At 72.3% G+C, this 17,119-nt stretch carries 10 protein-coding genes; 6 read left to right on the forward strand and 4 right to left on the reverse strand.

Annotated elements, in window-relative coordinates:
- Nucleotides 1-115 precede the first annotated feature (115 nt).
- Complete coding sequence (locus tag OHB04_RS16835; RefSeq protein WP_326807737.1) at nt 116-3,463, reverse strand: serine/threonine protein kinase; 3,348 nt, start codon at nt 3,461-3,463, stop codon at nt 116-118.
- A 686-nt stretch (nt 3,464-4,149) separates the two neighbouring features.
- Between OHB04_RS16835 and OHB04_RS16840 the strand changes: the two genes are divergently transcribed.
- From OHB04_RS16840 to OHB04_RS16860, 5 genes are all read left to right on the forward strand, one after another.
- Complete coding sequence (locus OHB04_RS16840) at nt 4,150-5,463, forward strand: ABC transporter substrate-binding protein (protein ID WP_326688517.1); 1,314 nt, start codon at nt 4,150-4,152, stop codon at nt 5,461-5,463.
- A gap of 11 nt (nt 5,464-5,474) precedes the next feature.
- Nucleotides 5,475-6,422, forward strand: coding sequence for a carbohydrate ABC transporter permease (locus tag OHB04_RS16845; protein ID WP_326688518.1), 948 nt, complete (start codon nt 5,475-5,477; stop codon nt 6,420-6,422).
- The gene (locus OHB04_RS16850) at nt 6,419-7,321 is read left to right on the forward strand and encodes a carbohydrate ABC transporter permease (RefSeq protein WP_326807738.1); all 903 of its coding nucleotides are present in this window, start codon (nt 6,419-6,421) and stop codon (nt 7,319-7,321) included. Before OHB04_RS16845 ends, OHB04_RS16850 begins: the two co-directional genes overlap by 4 nt.
- Before the next feature lie 133 nt (nt 7,322-7,454).
- On the forward strand, nt 7,455-8,441 hold the full coding sequence (locus tag OHB04_RS16855) for a carbohydrate kinase family protein (RefSeq protein WP_326688520.1): 987 nt from the start codon (nt 7,455-7,457) through the stop codon (nt 8,439-8,441).
- Entirely contained in the window at nt 8,438-9,745 is a 1,308-nt protein-coding gene (locus tag OHB04_RS16860; RefSeq protein WP_326807739.1) for an alpha-glucosidase/alpha-galactosidase, read from the forward strand. Before OHB04_RS16855 ends, OHB04_RS16860 begins: the two co-directional genes overlap by 4 nt.
- A gap of 152 nt (nt 9,746-9,897) precedes the next feature.
- Here the strand turns inward: OHB04_RS16860 and OHB04_RS16865 are convergent, their stop codons facing one another.
- Both OHB04_RS16865 and OHB04_RS16870 read right to left on the reverse strand, forming a co-directional pair.
- Complete coding sequence (locus OHB04_RS16865; protein ID WP_326807740.1) at nt 9,898-12,201, reverse strand: serine/threonine-protein kinase; 2,304 nt, start codon at nt 12,199-12,201, stop codon at nt 9,898-9,900.
- A gap of 185 nt (nt 12,202-12,386) precedes the next feature.
- Nucleotides 12,387-14,093: a glycerol-3-phosphate dehydrogenase/oxidase gene (locus OHB04_RS16870; RefSeq protein WP_326688523.1), complete on the reverse strand. Its 1,707-nt coding sequence runs from the start codon at nt 14,091-14,093 to the stop codon at nt 12,387-12,389.
- A 222-nt stretch (nt 14,094-14,315) separates the two neighbouring features.
- Between OHB04_RS16870 and OHB04_RS16875 the strand changes: the two genes are divergently transcribed.
- On the forward strand, nt 14,316-15,578 hold the full coding sequence (locus tag OHB04_RS16875; protein ID WP_326688524.1) for a nucleotide sugar dehydrogenase: 1,263 nt from the start codon (nt 14,316-14,318) through the stop codon (nt 15,576-15,578).
- A 410-nt stretch (nt 15,579-15,988) separates the two neighbouring features.
- On the opposite strand, the gene OHB04_RS16880 is transcribed toward OHB04_RS16875, so the two are convergent.
- Complete coding sequence (locus OHB04_RS16880) at nt 15,989-17,104, reverse strand: GuaB3 family IMP dehydrogenase-related protein (protein ID WP_326688525.1); 1,116 nt, start codon at nt 17,102-17,104, stop codon at nt 15,989-15,991.
- Nucleotides 17,105-17,119: the final 15 nt, after the last annotated feature.

Raw genomic sequence — 17,119 nt, forward strand, 5'->3', positions numbered from 1 at the left:
CCGGTCCGGCCCGGTGCGCTTCGGGTGCGCCCCGAAGGGGCGCGGGGAACTGCGCGACCGGCCACGACCCACCCGCAGCCGCTGCGCGTCCACAGCGGCACTTCCTGCGGAGCGCTCAGCGCCGGGTGACGCGGTAGGTGTCGGCGACCGCCTCGAAGTGACGGTCGATCTCCTTCTTGTGGCTCTCGGAGCCGATGACGAGCAGTACGTGATAGCGCCCGTCGAGGATCATCGCGCGGTTGCGTGCGTACACCTTCCGGCCGCCTTGCTCACGCCACTTGAAGGTGCCCTCGGCCATCGCCGTGCTGCCCACGTCGATGCGCCGCAGGCCGCCCGTGCTCGCCCAGTCCGCGGCGCGGTAGGCGGCCAGCTCGGGCTCGTGCTCGCTCTGGTACGCCATGGGGTCCTTGCCGTACTTCTTCGTGGTGTCGCGGCCGTGCGCGAGGACCATCTCGACCTCGCCGCCGTTGTAGCGCACCTGGCCGCGCGCGTTGGCCGAGCGCCGGTCCCACTTCTGCGGCACGGCGATCTCGAACCCGGCGGGGTCGCGGCTCGTCTTGTACCCCTTGGGGGCCTTCGATGGCGTCGTCCCCGGGGACTTCTCCGCGCCCTTGGAGCCGCCGGATCCCTTGGGGTCCTTCCCGTCCTTCGACTCCGGGTCCTTGGCGTCCTTGGCGTCCTTGCCGTCCTTGCCGTCCTTGGACTCCTCGGACTTCCCGCCGGGCGAGGTGCCACCCTCCTCGGGCACGACGACGGAGCCCTTCTGCTCGCCGCCGCCCTTCTCCTGCCCGGGCATGAACAGCATTACGAACAGCACGGCCGCCGTCAGCCCCAGCAGCACCAGTCCGAGGATCAGCCGTCCCAGCCGCTGTGGGCCGGCGCTCTCGTTCTCCGCCGAACGGGCCCTCTTGTGCCGCTGCTTGCGCCCCCGCTCCGGCCGGGAGCCCGACTCCAGCATCTCCGGCTCGCCGCGTGAGCGGGAACCGCGCTCGGGCGCGGGGGGCTCTTCCCGCTCGCGCCCGTGCCCGCGTTGCCGCTCGCGCCGGGGCGGGGCCCCATCGGCGAACCGCCTGTCGCGGCGGCGTCTGCGCACCAGCTCGCCGCGCCGCCGCACGATCGGCAGCCGTCTGGGGTCGGACGGCTCACCGGGCTCCAGCGACGGGGGCGCCGTCACGGTGCGCAGGCCCACCTCCGGCTCGGGCGCCGAGCGGATCAGCGACCGCAGCCAGCCCCGCAGCTCCTCGAAGTCCGGCCGCTCGGTGGGGTCCTGACGCATCAGCGACTCGACCACCGGACGCAGCGGACCGCAGTCCTCCGCGAACGCGGGCGGCTCCGCGCACACCATCTGCACCAGCTCCGCCGCGCTGTCCTCCGGGTAGGGCGCGTGGCCCTGTACGCAGCGGAAGAGCAGGGCGCCCAGCGCCCACAGGTCGGCGGCGGGGCCGACGGGCGGCGCCAGCCGCCAGTTCTCGTAGACGGGCCCGGCCTGCTCGGGCGCCCAGCGCTCGGTGACGGGACCGACGACGGTCATACGCGCGTGCCGGGCACGCTCGGCCGCCAGTGCGGTCGCCGGCCCCCGATAGCGCCCCTCGCCCGCCTCCTCAAGACCCCAGGGCCGCTCCCCGTCACCGGGCTCCACGAAGGGGCCGGACTCCACGAAGGCACCGGGCTCCGCGAAGGCACCCGGCTCCGCGAAGGCGTGGGGGCTCGCCGGGCCCTCGTCCTCGGCGCCGCCCTCGTACGGGGCGCCGCTCTCGTACGCGCCCCCGGGAGGCGGCTCGAAGATGCGCAGCCCCTCGTTCCCGCCAGTGTCCGGCTCCCCGCTCTGCTCCCCGCCCTGCTCCTGGCTCCGATCCGCCCCCTGCTCCCCGCCGGCCTCGACCGCGCGGGTGTGCCAGGACGCCGGAACGCTGCGGCTGCCGCCGGGGCGCACGCCGGGGAGCGAGGTCGGGCCGCTCTCCGGACCGGTCTGGCGCTGCCCGTACGGGCCCGTGGCGCGGGGGCCGTAGATCTCCTCCCGCGCGCTCCGGCGGGTGCCGCCCGTGCCCTCGCTCCCCAGCGTGCCGGGCCGCACCTCGTCCTCGTCGGAGGGCAGCCAGCGCACGTCGTCATCGAGCGCCCCGCCCTGCCGCGCGCCCTGCTCCGGGACAGGGCCGTCGCTTCCGTCTCCGCTTCGGCTCCCGCTTCCCGAGGAGGTGGACCACCAGTCGGTGACGGGCTCCTGGCCGCCTTCGGCGCCGGGGCGCCGCCCGCTCTCCCGCGCCCCGCTCTCCCGGAACTCCGCTGCCGCGCGCTGCGCCCCGGCGCGGTACGCCGCGATGGCGCCGCGCCGCGCGGCTCGCGCGGAGACCTCGTCGGGAGCGCCCGGAGCGGTGCCCTCGACGGCGGTCCCGTAGCCGTGGGCGACCGGCGGCCGTGACCCCTGCGGGGCGGAACCGGCGGAACCGCCGGGCCCCTGGGGCCCGTTCGGCTCCCGGCCTCGCTCGTCGGCCTGCGACGCCTCCCCCCGCGGCTCGACGCCCTCGAAGCCGAAGATGCCCCTGCTGCGCGCGTCGCCGCGCGCGGACCCGTACCCGCGCCCTGGACCGGCGCCGGAACCGCCGCCGCCCGGCCCGCCCTCGCGTGCGAGGAAGCCGTCGGGCAGCGCCTGTCCCGTCCACGTCGCGGGCCCGGCACGCCCCGTGGGTCCCGTCCCTCGCGCGGCGGGGCCGCCGCCCCTCGCGGGCGGGACGCCGTCACCCGTACGAGGAGCGCCGGCGTCCTGGCCGCGGGACGGGTCGAGCGCGGTCCGGCCGCCGGGCGCGGGCACAACGGGCCCTGGACGGTCGCGCGTTCCACCGCCGGGCGGCAGCGGGTCGTAGCCGCACAGTGCCTCCTCGGCCGCGCCCACCGACAGGCCCGTGAGCAGGGCGCGCCCGTCCTCGCAGATGAGGACCGTACGGATGGTGATGTTGCGGTGGGCCCAGCCGTGCGCGTGCACGATCCCCAGCGCCGCCAGCAGGTCGGCGGCGATCTCCGCGGCGCGGTGCGCGCCCAGCGGGCGTTCGGCCAGCAGCGCGGCGAGGGGCCGCGCGGGCACCAACTCGCTCACTATCCACAGTCCGTCCGCCTCGACGAACACGTCGAAGACCTGGTCGAGCCGGGGGTGGTCGGGCACCCGGGAGGCGGCGACGGCGGCTTCGACGGCCCGGCGCACCACGGGGTCGGCGGGCCTGCGGGTGGCGCGGCCCGGGGAGCCGTGCGGCCCGCCGCCCGCGCCCCGGCCATAGCCGTCCGCCGAGCCGTCGTCCATGACCTCGGCGTCCACGACCTCGGGCAGCGGCACCTGGCGCACGAGGACTTCCTGCCCGCTGGCGGTGTCCCAGGCCAGCGACTCGGCGAGCTCGTACTCGTCGGCGGGAGGGAGGGGCAGACGGTAGCGGTCGGCCAGCAGCCGTCCCGCGTAACCCTCGTATTCCTCCACGACGCCTCCCCACCGTGCGCGAGAGCGTCAATTCCGTTCGCTTCCCGCATCATTGCGGATGTTTTACGGTCCGCGCCTTTCACGATACGTGCCGGGACCTCCCGGCGCGCGCGTACAGCCCACTCCGTCGCGGGGCCCGCCGCACGGCTCCGCGCCGTCGCCGGGCGCCCCCCGGCTCCGGGGCCTTCGCCGGGTGCCGGGCCGGGCCCCGAAGCCCGATTCCTAGGCCCTTCCCCGGAAGCGGCGGTCCGGAACCGCCCGCACGTCACCAGCGCGTGCAAAACAGCCGCACCCCGCACTCTGAGCCCTCACGCCCCCCTCACACACCCCGCACCTCCCCCGTTCGGAGCTCCGTTCCGACCGCTCCCGAACTGCGCCCGCACTCCCGGTGACAAGGCACGAGAGACCTCGAAAGCGCAGCTATACGAGGGGAATTGCCCTGATTCTCTGCGTAATTCTGCGTGAAACAAGCGGGTTTCGAGCAAGAGCGAACTCTTGACAGCGGTCGAGGGTGTCGGTTTACTCCGGGACACGTCGCAGTCGAGCACTCGACGCCAGAGGTACGCCTAGCCGGTAGGTGGACGCGCTGCCCCGCAGCCTAGATGAGCCACGAGCCCGGACTGAGTCGCCAGGACCCATCGGTGTCCGAGGCGGGGACGTGCCCCCCATCTCTCTGGAGCTCGACGATGAAGCTCTTGCCCTCGCGCCGTGGTGTCCTGCGTGGTGGTGGAGCGCTGGCGCTGGGTGCGGGTCCGGGCTCGGCGCTGACCAGCTGCTCCACCGCGGCGGACGACGGGGTCGGCCCGGACGGGCGCGTGACCATCGAGCTGTGGCACGGCCAGACCGACACCGCACGCGCCGCCATGAAACGCCTGGTGGACGACTTCCAGCGCACCCATCCCCGCATCCGTGTCGACATGGGCGGCGGTGTTCTCGCCGACGCCATGCTTCAGAAGATCACCGCCGCGCTCGCCGCCGGCTCCTACCCGGACATCGCCTACGTCTTCGGCTCCGACCTGGCCAACGTCGCCCGCAGCCCGCAGACCGTCGACCTGACCGGGACCGTCGGCTCGCCCCGCGTCCCGTGGAAGAACTACTGGCCATCCGCCCGCGAGGCCGTCACCATCAACGACCGGGTGCGCGCCTCGCCCGCGGTGCTGGACACGCTGGCCGTGGTCTGCAACAAGAAGCTCTTCAAGAAGGCCAAGATCCCACTGCCCGAAGCGGGCTGGACCTGGCACGACTTCATCGAGACGGCCAAGAAGCTCACCGACAAGGCGGACGGCGGATTCGGCACCGGCTGGCCCGGCGTCGGCGACGAGGACACCGTCTGGCGGATCTGGCCCCTGCTGTGGGACCTGGGCGGCGACTTCATGGGCGACGACGGGCGCAGCATCGGCTTCGCCGACCAGGGTGCCCGCGCCCTGGGGGTCGTCCGGGACCTCGCCCGCGACAAGAGCGTCTACATCGACCCCAAGCCCGGCAGCGAGCAGATGTACCAGGTCTTCGTGTCCGGCCGGATGGGCATGGTGGTCACCGGCCCCTGGCAGCTCCCGGACGTCCGGCAGGCCAAGATCGACTACCAGGTGGTCCCGCTGCCCAGCTTCTCCGGCAAGCCCGTCACCATCTCAGGGCCTGACACCTGGACGGTCTTCGACAACGGGCCGGCGCGCGCCAAGGCAGCCCGCACCTTCGTCGACTGGCTCGCCCAACCCGCCCAGGACGTGCGCTGGGGCACCGATACCGGCAGCCTGCCGCTCAGCCGCGCCACCGAGGCCATGCCCGCCTGGCGCGAGCACTCCAAGGGCGTCGAGGGGCTGGCGGTGTTCACCAAGGCCCTGGAGACCGCGCGGGTCCGCCCGGCCCACCCCGCCTATCCCCAGGTCTCGCAGGCCCTGGGACAGGCCATCACCTCCGTGCTGCTGGGCAGGAGCACGCCCGCAGCCGCGATGCGCTCCTGCGCGGAGGAGGCCAACGCCGCCCTGCTCATTCCCCGCTGAGGAGCCCTCCGATGCCGCCAACTCCTGCCCCGATCACGGTGTCGCCCACACCCGCACAGCGGTCCCCGCGCCGGGCCCGCCGCCGCGAGTCGATGACCGCCTGGGCGTGGATATCGCCCGCCGTACTGATCATCCTCGGCCTCAGCGTCGTCCCGGTTATCTGGTCGCTGCTGCTGTCCTTCCAGGCCAACGACCTGGTCACCCCCAGCCGCTGGGTCGGCCTGGACAACTACCGCGCGCTGGCCGCCGACCCGCACTTCAGCGAGGCCGTACGCAACACCCTGCTGTACACGGTGCTGTATGTGCCGCTCAGCCTCGCCGGCGGGCTGACGCTCGCGCTGGCGCTGAACCGGCGCATCCGGCTGGTCGGGATCTACCGCACGCTGATCTTCGTCCCGTTCGTGATCTCCGCCACCGCCCAGGGCGTCCTCTTCTCCTTCATCCTCGACCCCGAGTTCGGCGCCGCCAACTCGGTGCTCTCCCGCCTCGGGGTCTCCTCCCAGGGCTTCTTGACCGACCCCAAACAGGCGCTGCTGGTGCTGGTCGCCATCACGCTGTGGAGCGGCACCGGCTTCTGCGTCGTCGTCTACCTCGCCGCGCTCCAGGACGTACCGCAGTCGCTGATCGAGGCCGCGCGGCTGGACGGCGCCGGGCGTCTGCACCTGCTGCGCCATGTCACCCTGCCGACGCTCACGCCGGTGACGGTGTTCCTGGTGCTGTGGCAGATCATCCAGTCCCTCCAGGTGTTCGACCTGGTCTACGTCACCACCAAGGGCGGGCCGCTCGGCTCGACCACGGTGATCGTCTACTTCATCTGGGAACAGGCGTTCAAGAGCTTCACCGCCGGGTACGGGGCCGCCGCCGCATATGTGCTGGCCGTCGCGCTGTGCCTGGCCGGCGGCGTGATGCGGCTCGTCTCGGGCCGCGCGGCACGGCGCGAGGAAGGAGCCGCACGATGACCGCCACCACGGTCGGACCGACCACCACGAGCAAGGACACCGGCCCCGGCGCCGCCGAGAGTCCCACGCCCGAACGCCGCCGCCGACGGCTGCCGTTCAGCGCCTGGCATCTGCTGCTGGCCCCGCTCGCGCTGGTGTTCGCGGTGCCGCTGATCTGGCTGCTGCTCAGCTCCGTGATGACCAACGCCGAGATCAACCGCTTCCCGCCCGCGCTGTGGCCCTCCGGGATCGACCTGGGCGGCTACCGCTATGTGCTGGGCAACGCGATGTTCCCGCGCTGGTTCCTCAACTCGCTGATCGTCTCGGCCGTCTCGGTCGCGGCCAACCTGCTGTTCGGCTCGCTGGGCGGATACGCCTTCGCCCGGATGCGGTTCGGCGGGTCGAAGGTGCTGCTGATGCTGATGCTGGCCACGATGGCCATCCCCTTCCAGCTCACGATGATCCCGACGTTCCTGGTCATGAAGCGGCTCGGGCTCATCGACACCCTCGGCGCACTGATCGTGCCCACGCTGGTGACGCCCTTCGCGGTGTTCCTGCTGCGGCAGTTCTTCCTCTCGCTGCCCCGGGAGCTGGAGGAGGCCGCCTGGATCGACGGCTGCTCGCGGCTGCGGGTGCTGTTCACCATCGTGCTGCCGCTGTCCCGCCCCGCGCTGAGCACCGTCGCCGTACTCACCTTCCTGACCACCTGGAACGACCTGACCTGGCCGCTGATCGCCATCAACCACGACACGCAATACACCCTCCAACTGGGCCTGACCACCTTCCAGGGCCAGCACCACACCAAGTGGTCGGCCGTCATGGCCGGGAACGTGATCACCGTGCTGCCCGTCCTGCTGGCCTTCCTCGGTGCGCAGAAGTCGTTCATCCGCTCCATCACTTCCACGGGGCTCAAGGGCTGAACGGGGAGCGAGGGCCGACCCCCTCGCTCCCCGCGCGGCCCTTCCGTACTGCGCGTCCCGCGCATCCGCGGCCACCACCACGACCAGTTCCAGGACCCCGACCACAACCACCCTCACCCTCAGGGGGACCCTCATGTCGCACACCTTTGACCTGCTCGTCATCGGAGACGCCAACCCCGACGTCATCGTCGGCCCGCTGACCGAGCCACTCGCCTTCGGACAGCGCGAACAGCTCGTCGGCTCCGGTGCGCTCACCCTCGGCGGCTCCGCCGCCATCACCGCCTGCGGCGCGGCCCGCCTCGGGCTCTCCGTCCGCTTCGCCGGACGGGTCGGCAACGACCCCGCCGGGCACTTCGTGCGCGACGCGCTGGGCAGCGCCGGCGTCGACACCGAAGCCCTGCGCCTCGACCCGGGGCTGTCCACCCCGCTCACCGTCGCCGTGACCGGCACGGGCGACGACCGCGCGATCCTCACCAGCCCCGGCACGCTGGCCGCCACCACCGGTGACGACGTGCCGCCGGACCTGCTGGCCACGGCCCGGCACGTGCACGCCGGCTCCTACTTCCTGATGCCCCGGCTGGCCGCCGCCTTGCCCGCGCTGTTCAAGACGGCGCGCTCGCACGGCGCCACGACCTCCCTGGACACCGGTGACGACCCCTCGGGGCGCTGGGAGCCGGAGGGCCCTGCCGCCGTCTTCGCCGAGACCGACTACCTGCTGCCCAACGCACGGGAGGCCGTCCGGCTCGCGGGCCCCGGCACCGGCTCGCAGGGCCAGGCCGCGGCACTGCTGGCGTCGCGCGGCCCGGTGGCCGTCGTCAAGAACGGCGCGGACGGTGCCCTGGCCCACGACGGCCGCGGCATGGTCACCACCCGCGGCATCCCCGTCACCTTCCGCGACGCGGTCGGCGCCGGCGACAGCTTCGACGCCGGGTTCCTCGCCGCCACCTTGTACGGAATGCCGCTGCGCGAGGCGCTGGAGGTGGCCGCCGTCTGCGGTGCGCTGTCCACCCGCGCCACCGGCGGCACCCCGGCGCAGGCCACCTGGGACGAGGCCATCTGCCACGTTCCGTCGGCCACTCAGGCCTCCTTCGTCACCGTCAACGGAAAGAACGTCTCATGAGTACCAAGATCGCCTTCATCGGCGCCGGCAGCGTCGTCTTCACCCAGGGCCTGCTGGCGGACCTCTTCGCCTTCCCCGAGCTGAAGAACGCCCACATCGCGCTGCACGACATCGACGCCGAACGCCTGGAGACGGCCGAGGCCGCGGCCCGGCAGATCGCGTCGGTGCGCGGCGCCGATCCGCTGGTGACCGCGCACGCCGAGCGCCGCCCCGCGCTGGAGGACGCCGACTTCGTCATCAACATCGTCCAGATCGGCATGGGCGAGGCCACCCGCACCGACTTCGACATCCCCGCGCGCTACGGGGTGCGCCAGACCATCGGCGACACCCTCGGCGTCGGCGGCATCTTCCGCGCGCTGCGCACCTTCCCGCACCTGCGGGAGCTCGGCCAGGACATCGCCGAGGTGTGCCCGCGCGCCTGGCTGCTCAACTACACCAACCCGATGGCCATGAACGTCCAGTACCTCACCCAGGCCACCGGCCTGACCCGGGTGGTGGGCCTGTGCCACTCGGTGTACTGGACGATGCGCGACCTCGCCGACCTGGTGAGCGTGCCCTTCGAGGAGATCACCTACCGCGCCGCTGGCGTCAACCACCAGGCGTGGGTGCTCCAGTTCGAGCGCGACGGCGTCGACCTCTACCCCCGGCTGGACGCGCGGATCGCCGAGGACGAGCAGCTGCGCAGGCGGGTGCGCGTCGACATGTACCGGCGCCTGGGCTTCTACCCGACCGAGACCAGCGAGCACTCCAGCGAGTACGTGCCCTGGTACCTGCACCACGACAGCGAGGTCGAACGGCTGCGGCTGCCGGTGGGCGACTACCTCGGCATCGTCGAGGAGAACGTCGCCGCCTACGAGCAGACCCGCGCGGCCCTCGCTGCCGGGAAGCCGCTGGAGGTCGAGGGCAGCATGGAGTACGCCCCGCAGATCATCCACAGCATCGTCACCGGCACCCCACGCACCGTCTACGGCAACGTGCCCAACAACGGCCTCGTCGAGAACCTCCCCGCCCACGGCGTCGTCGAGGTGCCCTGCCTGGTGGACGGCTCGGGGGTGCAGCCCACCCGCGCCGGCGCCCTGCCCCCGCAGCTGGCCGCGCTGAACCGCACCTATCTGAGCGCGAACGACCTGGTCGTACGCGCCGCCCTGGAGGACTCCCCCATCCGCGTCCGCCAGGCCGCCATGGCCGACCCGGCCACCGCGGCGGCCCTCCCGGTCGAGCGGATATGGGCCCTGTGCGACGACATGACCGAAGCCCACGCCGAGCGCCTCCAGCCCGCCCTGCGCGCCCAGCTGGGCAGCTGAGACCCCTGCCCGATCGATCCGTAACGGGACCTCCGGACCCGTACCCGGGCCCGTACCCGGATCCATGACCTGGATCCGTACCTGGTCCATGCCGGTGAACCTCGCTGCCCTGCGGGGTTCACCGGCTTGCGCCCGGTATCTCTGCGGGAGCCTCAGCCCTGGGGCTTGAAGGTCTTGAAGGCTGTCTCGCGCAGGGTCTTGCAGGACTTGTCCTGCCAGCCGTCGGCCTTGCAGGTGATCATGATGGCGTAGCCGCTGTTCTCGTCGGCCTTGAAGCCCCGGTTGAGGACGCGGACCTTCTTGCCGTTCTCCTGGCGGGTGAACTGCCAGTCGGCCACGGTCGGGTAGCCGCGCCAGCCGACCTCCTTGATGCCCAGCGACCGGAATCCGGGGCTGGACTTCTTGACGGCAGGCTCCAGGCTGCGCCAGGCGCCGGCGGCGTCGGACGAGGGGCTGCCGTTGTAGTCCACCTGGATCTTGGGCAGGCTGCCGCTCGAAGCTCCGTACTTCCCGCCCGAGTTCTGGCCGGCGATACCGGTGCGCTTCCAGCCCTCGGGCAGCGCCATGGCGAAGTGGAACCTGCCGTCCGTGACCTTCGCGTACCCGGCGGGGAAAGCGGGCTTGGCGGGCTTGGCGGGCTTTTTCTCCTCGGGCTTGTCGTCGGCCTTCTCCTCGCCGCCCTGGTCCTTGGCGCCGTCCGAGGTGTCGCTCTCCTTCTGGGCGCCCTTGGCGCCCGCGCCGCCCTTGCCGTCGTCGGCGCTGGAGGAGCCCTTGTCCTTGCCCGGGTCCTCGTCGTCGCCGCTGGCGGCCGTGGCGATCAGCACGATGATGACGATGACCGCGACGACGGCGGCCACACCGATGGCCACCATCCGGGCGGGCACGCCCTTGCGCAGCTCGGGCAGCTCCCGCAGGTCGCGCAGCGAGTTGATCGCCCCGCTGCCGCCGCTCTCGGGCGGCAGCGCCCTGCCCCCGCTGCCGGTGGCCGACGTCGGCAGCGCGCCCTGCTCCTGCCCGGAAGACGCGCCGGGGCCCTGCGCGCCGACGGCTCCCGATCCCCGCCGGCCGCCGGCCGACGACGCGGACGGCGCCGCGCCGGGCTGCTGCCCGGCGGCCCTGCGCCCGCTCTGGCCGCCCGCGTGCTTGGGCGCGCTGTCACCGGCCTTGCGGAACGAGGGGGTCGACGGCGGCTTCGTGGGCGGCGCGGGGTGGCCGGAGGCCCGGCCGGGCGGTGACGAGGGCACCGGTGGCGCCGACGGGGGCGGCCCGGCGGAGGCGGGCGTGGACGGACCCGCGCCGCTCCCGGTCCGGGCGCCGCCAGGCCGTGTGCCGGGGCCGGAGACACCGCCGGAGCCGGAGCCGGCGTCAGAACCAGTGCCAGTGCCTGTGCCGGAAGCCGCGGTGCCCGCGCCCGCCGCCGAGGCCGCGTTCCGTACGGACTTCAGCGCCCCGCGCAGCCGCTCTCCCGAACTCGCGCCCTCCGAACGCCGCTTACGGCGCCCATGCCCGGAACCGGAGCCCTGGGCGCCGCCACGGCCCGTCCCGGAGGACGACGCGGGCACGGCGGGCAGCACGGAGGTGCGGGTGTTGGGCGAGCCGCCGTCCGCGCCGGCGCCCTTGGGCGCGCTCGTCATGCCGAAGGCGACGGGCTCCAGCAGCACCCGGGCCCCGTCCACATCGAGCCGCTTCTCGGGATCCTTCACGAGCAGCCCGGCGATGACCTCGCTCAGCTCGCCCGCGTTCCGCGAGACGGGCACCGGCTCCGTCATGACGGCCGTCAGGGTCGAGATCGCCGAGCCCTTGTCGTAGGGCGGGCGGCCCTCGACGGCGGCGAACAGCAGCCCGCCCAGCGACCACAGGTCGGCCGGGGGGCCAGGGGGCTTGCCGCGGGCCCGCTCGGGCGAGATGTAGGAGGGGGCGCCGACAAGCATGCCGGTGGAGGTGACGGACGGGTCGCCCTCGACCTTCGCGATGCCGAAGTCGGTGAGGACCACCCGGCCCGTCACATCCTCCAGGAGCACGTTGGAGGGCTTCACATCGCGGTGGAGGATCCCCTCGCGGTGCGCGGCGCGCAGCACGTCGAGGATGGCGAGGCCGACCTCGGCGGTCCGCTGCGGATCCAGCGGACCGTCCTCCTTGATCTTGTCAGCCAGCGAGCGGCCCTCGACCAGCTCCATGACGATCCAGGGCCGGCTGTCCTCGTTCACGACGTCGAAGACGGTGATGGCGCTGCCGCTGCGGATGCGGGCGATCGCCTTGGCCTCACGCAGGGTGCGGGTGATGAGCCGCTGCTTCTCCTCCTCGTCGACGCTGGAGGGGAACCGAAGCTCTTTCACCGCGACCCGGCGGCCCAGGATTTCGTCCTCGCCGCGCCAGACGGTGCCCATCCCGCCGCGCCCGAGGACCTCCCCGAGCCGATAGCGCCCGCCTACCAGCCGTCCCGCGTCCTCGCTCATGAATCCCCTTGTGTCCCCTCTGCGTGAGAGCCCGCCCCCGGCAGAGCCTCATTGTGAACCATCGCTCTGACAAGACGTGTACGGGGGCGGCACAGTTACACCACAGCCCCACCACTTCTCACCCGGCTTCACACGGCCAACAGCCCTTACCGGAACGACCAGTCCAACGAGGGACCGCCCAGCCGCTACAGCGGCACGATGTCGGGTGCTCCGAGCCGTGCCGCGTCCGCCGTCTGGTCGTCCGGCTGCAACTGCGACTCACGTTCGGCCTCGACCCGCTTCTCGTAGTGTGCGACCTCGCGGTCGATCTGGTCCATGTCCCAGCCCAGGACGGGTGCCATCAGCTCGGCGGACTCGCGTGCGCTCAGCGCACCCCGGTCGAACGTCTCGATGGAGATGCGGGTGCGCCGCGTCAGCACGTCGTCCAGGTGACGTGCGCCTTCATGGGTGCAGGCGTAGACGATCTCGGCCTTCAGATAGTCGTCGGCCGCCGGCAGCGGCTCGCCCAGCTTGGAGTCGGCGACGATCAGGTCGAGGACCTCCTCGGCCATCGAGCCGTAGCGGTTGAGCAGATGCTCGACGCGGGCCACGTGCAAGCCGGTGCGCTCGGCGATGCGGGCCCGCCCGTTCCACAGCGCGGAATAGCCCTCCGCGCCCGCCAGCCGCACCTCCTCGGTGACGCACTCGGCGACCCGGTGGTCGAGCCCGTGCACGGCCTCGTCCACGGCGTCCTTGGCCATCACCCGGTACGTCGTGTACTTGCCGCCCGCGATCACCACGAGCCCCGGCACCGGATGGGCGACGGTGTGCTCGCGCGACAGCTTGCTCGTCGCGTCCGACTCGCCCGCCAGCAGGGGCCGCAGCCCGGCGTAGACGCCCTGGACGTCGTCGCGGGTCAGCGGCACGGACAGCACGGAGTTGAGGTGGTCGAGCAGATAGTCGATGTCGGCGCTGGAGGCGGCCGGGTGCGCCTTGTCGAGGTCCCAGCCGGTGTCGGTCGTCCCGATGATCCAGTGGCGGCCCCACGGGATGACGAACAGCACGCTCTTCTCCGTACGGAGAATGAGCCCGGTCGTGGAGTTGATGCGGTCCTTCGGTACGACCAGGTGAATGCCCTTGGAGGCGCGCACGTGGAACTGGCCGCGCTCGGCGATCAGCCCCTGCGTGTCGTCCGTCCACACGCCCGTCGCGTTGACCACCTGACGGGCCCGCACCTCGAACTCGCCGCCCTGCTCCAGATCCTGGACGCGCGCGCCCACGACCCGCTCGCCCTCGCGCAGGAAGCCGACCACCCGGGCGCGGTTGGCCGCCAGAGTGCCGTACTCGGCGGCCGTGCGCACCAGCGTGGCGACGAAACGCGCGTCGTCCACCTGCGCGTCGTAGTACTGGAGCGCACCCACCAGCGCGCTCCTCTTCAACGCGGGTGCCACGCGCAGAGCGTGACGACGGCTGAGGTGACGATGCGTGGGCAGCCCCCGCCCGTGCCCGGAAGAGACCGACATGGCGTCATACATCGCCACACCCGCGCCCGCGTACAGCCGCTCCCAGCCTTTGTGCTGGAGTGGATAGAGAAAGGGCACCGGCTTGACCAGATGCGGAGCGATGCGCTCCAGCAGCAGGCCGCGCTCCTTGAGTGCTTCCCTGACGAGTGCGAAGTCCAGCATCTCCAGATAGCGCAGCCCGCCGTGAATCAGCTTGCTGGAGCGGCTGGAGGTGCCCGAGGCCCAATCGCGCGCCTCGACGATGCCGGTGGCCAGGCCCCGCGTCGCCGCGTCCAGTGCCGTACCGGCGCCGACGATGCCGCCGCCGACGACCAGCACGTCCAACTCGGTCTCGGCCATCTTCGCCAGCGCCTCGGCACGCTGTTCCGGTCCCAGTGCCGCTGTCCTCACTGCTGCCTCCCGTGGTGCTCGTGTCGGTCATCGGACACCGCCCCCTGGATCCCCCCTCCGATGGTCCCCCATTTCCGCGACTTTGGCCGGTCGCTGGCCCTGCTAAGCGGCCAATCCGAAATATCTTTCATATAGGCCCTTAACCTTAAATTGCGCTACTTACAACCGGAGGGTTTCTTCAGGGACAGCTCCGGGACGATAGGGGAAGGGAAGACCGCTGTCATGCCCGCAGATCTCGCCGTTATCGGACTCGCCCATTCAGGGTTGCCGCTCGCCCAGGCCGCCACGGCGAGCGGAATCGGCACCATCGGGTACGACCCCGACAAAACCGCAGTCGCCGAAATCAGCGCTGGCCGCCCGCCGGGTGACGCGGCGTTGACCCCCGCCGAAGTGCGCCGGATGCTCGCCAAAGGATTCCGCGCCGAAACCGATCCCTCGGTCCTCGGACGCGTCCGCACCACCGTCATCTGCGCCCCCACCGCCCTCGGCGCCGACCGGGCGCTCGACATGAGCGCCGTGCGCACCGCGGCGCGCACCCTCGCCGCCCAGCTGCGCCCCCGCGCCACCGTCATCGTCGAATCGAGCGTCTACCCGGGCACCACCGAGGACGTCGTACGCCCTCTCCTGGAAGAGGGCTCAGGGCTCCGCGCCGGCCGGGACTTCCACCTCGCCTGCTCCCCCAGCCGCGTCGACCCGGGCAACCGCGTCCACGGATACCGCAACATCCCCAAGGTCATCGGCGGCCTCACCCCCGCCTGCACCGAGGCGGCAGCCGCCTTCTACGGACGGATCACCGACAAGGTCGTCCGCGCCCGCGGACCGCGCGAGGCCGAGACCGCCAAGCTGCTGGAGACCAACTACCGGCAGATCAACATCGCCCTGATGAACGAGATGTCCGTCTTCTGCCACGACCTCGGCATCGACCTGTGGGACGTGGTGCGCTGCGCCGAGACCAAGCCGTTCGGCTTCCAGCCCTTCCGCCCCGGCCCCGGCGTCGGCGGCCCCGGCGTGCCGCTCGACCCCAACTACCTGCCGTACCACAGCCGTTCCCTCGGCTATCCGCTACGCATGGTGGAACTCGCGCAAGAAGTCAACGAACGCATGCCGCGCTACGTCTCCCAGCGGGCGGCTGCGCTCTTGAACGAGCACGGCAAGTCCGCGCGGGGCGCGCGGATCCTGCTGCTCGGCGTCACCTACAAACCCGACCTGGCCAGCCAGGAGGGCGCCCCCGCGCGGGAGGTCGCCACGCGCCTGTTGGAGCTGGGCGCCCAGCTCAGCTACCACGATCCGTTCGTGCCCCAGTGGCGCGTGGCGGGCCGGCCCGTACCCCGCGCCGACTCCCTCTACGAGGCCGCCGCCGCGGCGGACCTCACGCTGCTGTTGCAGAACCACCGCACCTATGATTTGCAGGGGCTCGCTGCGAAGGCCCAGCTCTTGCTCGACACCCGAGGCGCCAGCCCCACGGGTGCGGCCCACCGTTTGTGAGGGCTCCGCCCTCTGTCACCCGTTGTTGGGGGCTTCGCCCCCACCCCCTTGGCCTCGCCGGCCGGGCGTTGGGGCGGCTCCTCCCCCAGACTCCGTCCGGGGGGACCCCCACCCAACAGCCCCCCGCTAGAGAGGCTCCGCCCCCCTAGGACCCCCCAGCCGCACCTAAGCCCTACTCCTACCTCACTCATCGCACCAAGACCCAGGCCCTTGGGCCGGCCGGTGACTACCCTGCAAGAGGCGTGAAAACCAAATGCTCCCGCAGGGAAGCCACCGGCCGGTCCGGGGGCCCCAGCCTTGATACGGAGCTCCCTCACGTGAGGGGCTCTGGAGTTCACGGCGGGGGGTCCTAGGGGGCGGAGCCCTCTAGCGGGGGGCTGTTGGGTGGGGGTACCAGGGGCGGAGCCCCGTCAGCGGCTGCGGGCGACCGTGACCTCAACTCGCTGGAACTCTTTCAGATCCGAGTAGCCGGTAGTCGCCATCGCCCGCCGCAGCGCGCCGAAGAAGTTCATGGACCCGTCCGGCGTATGGGAAGGACCAAGCAGGACCTCTTCCAGCGTGCCGACCGCCCCAAGGTCGACCCGGCGCCCGCGCGGCACATCCTCATGCACCGCTTCCATACCCCAGTGGCGCCCCCGCCCAGGCGCGTCCGAGGCCCGCGCCAGCGGGGACCCCATCATCACGGCGTCCGCCCCGCAGGCGATCGCCTTGGGCAGGTCGCCGGACCAGCCGACGCCGCCGTCGGCGATGACATGGACGTAGCGCCCGCCGGACTCGTCCATGTAATCCCGCCGCGCCGCGGCCACATCCGCGACGGCCGACGCCATGGGCACCTGGATGCCCAGCACGTTGCGCGTCGTGTGCGCGGCGCCGCCGCCGAAGCCGACGAGCACACCGGCGGCACCGGTACGCATCAGGTGCAGCGCGGCGGTGTACGTCGCGCAGCCGCCGACGATGACCGGAACGTCCAGCTCGTAGATGAACTGCTTGAGGTTCAGCGGCTCGGCCGCACCGGAGACGTGCTCGGCCGAGACGGTGGTGCCGCGGATCACGAACAGGTCCACGCCCGCGTCCACGACGGCCTTCGAGAACTGCGCCGTACGCTGCGGCGACAGCGCGGCGGCCGTCACCACGCCCGAGTCGCGGACCTCCTTGATCCGCTGGCCGATCAGCTCTTCCTTGATCGGCGCGGCGTAGATCTCCTGGAGCCGGCGGTTGGCCGTGTCCTCATTCAGCCCGGCGATCTCCTGGAGCAGCGGCTCCGGGTCCTCGTACCGCGTCCACAGACCCTCCAGGTTCAGGACGCCGAGGCCGCCCAGCTCACCGATGCGGATGGCGGAGGCCGGCGAGACCACCGAGTCCATCGGTGCGGCGAGGAACGGCAGCTCGAAGCGGTAGGCGTCGATCTGCCATGCGATGGAGACCTCCTTCGGGTCGCGGGTGCGCCTGCTGGGCACCACGGCGATGTCGTCGAAGGCGTACGCCTGCCGCCCGCGCTTGCCGCGCCCGATCTCGATCTCAGTCACGCTGCCGTTCCCTCG

Origin of the sequence: Streptomyces sp. NBC_01775, assembly GCF_035917675.1 — a bacterium.
Classification (GTDB): Bacteria; Actinomycetota; Actinomycetes; order Streptomycetales; family Streptomycetaceae; genus Streptomyces.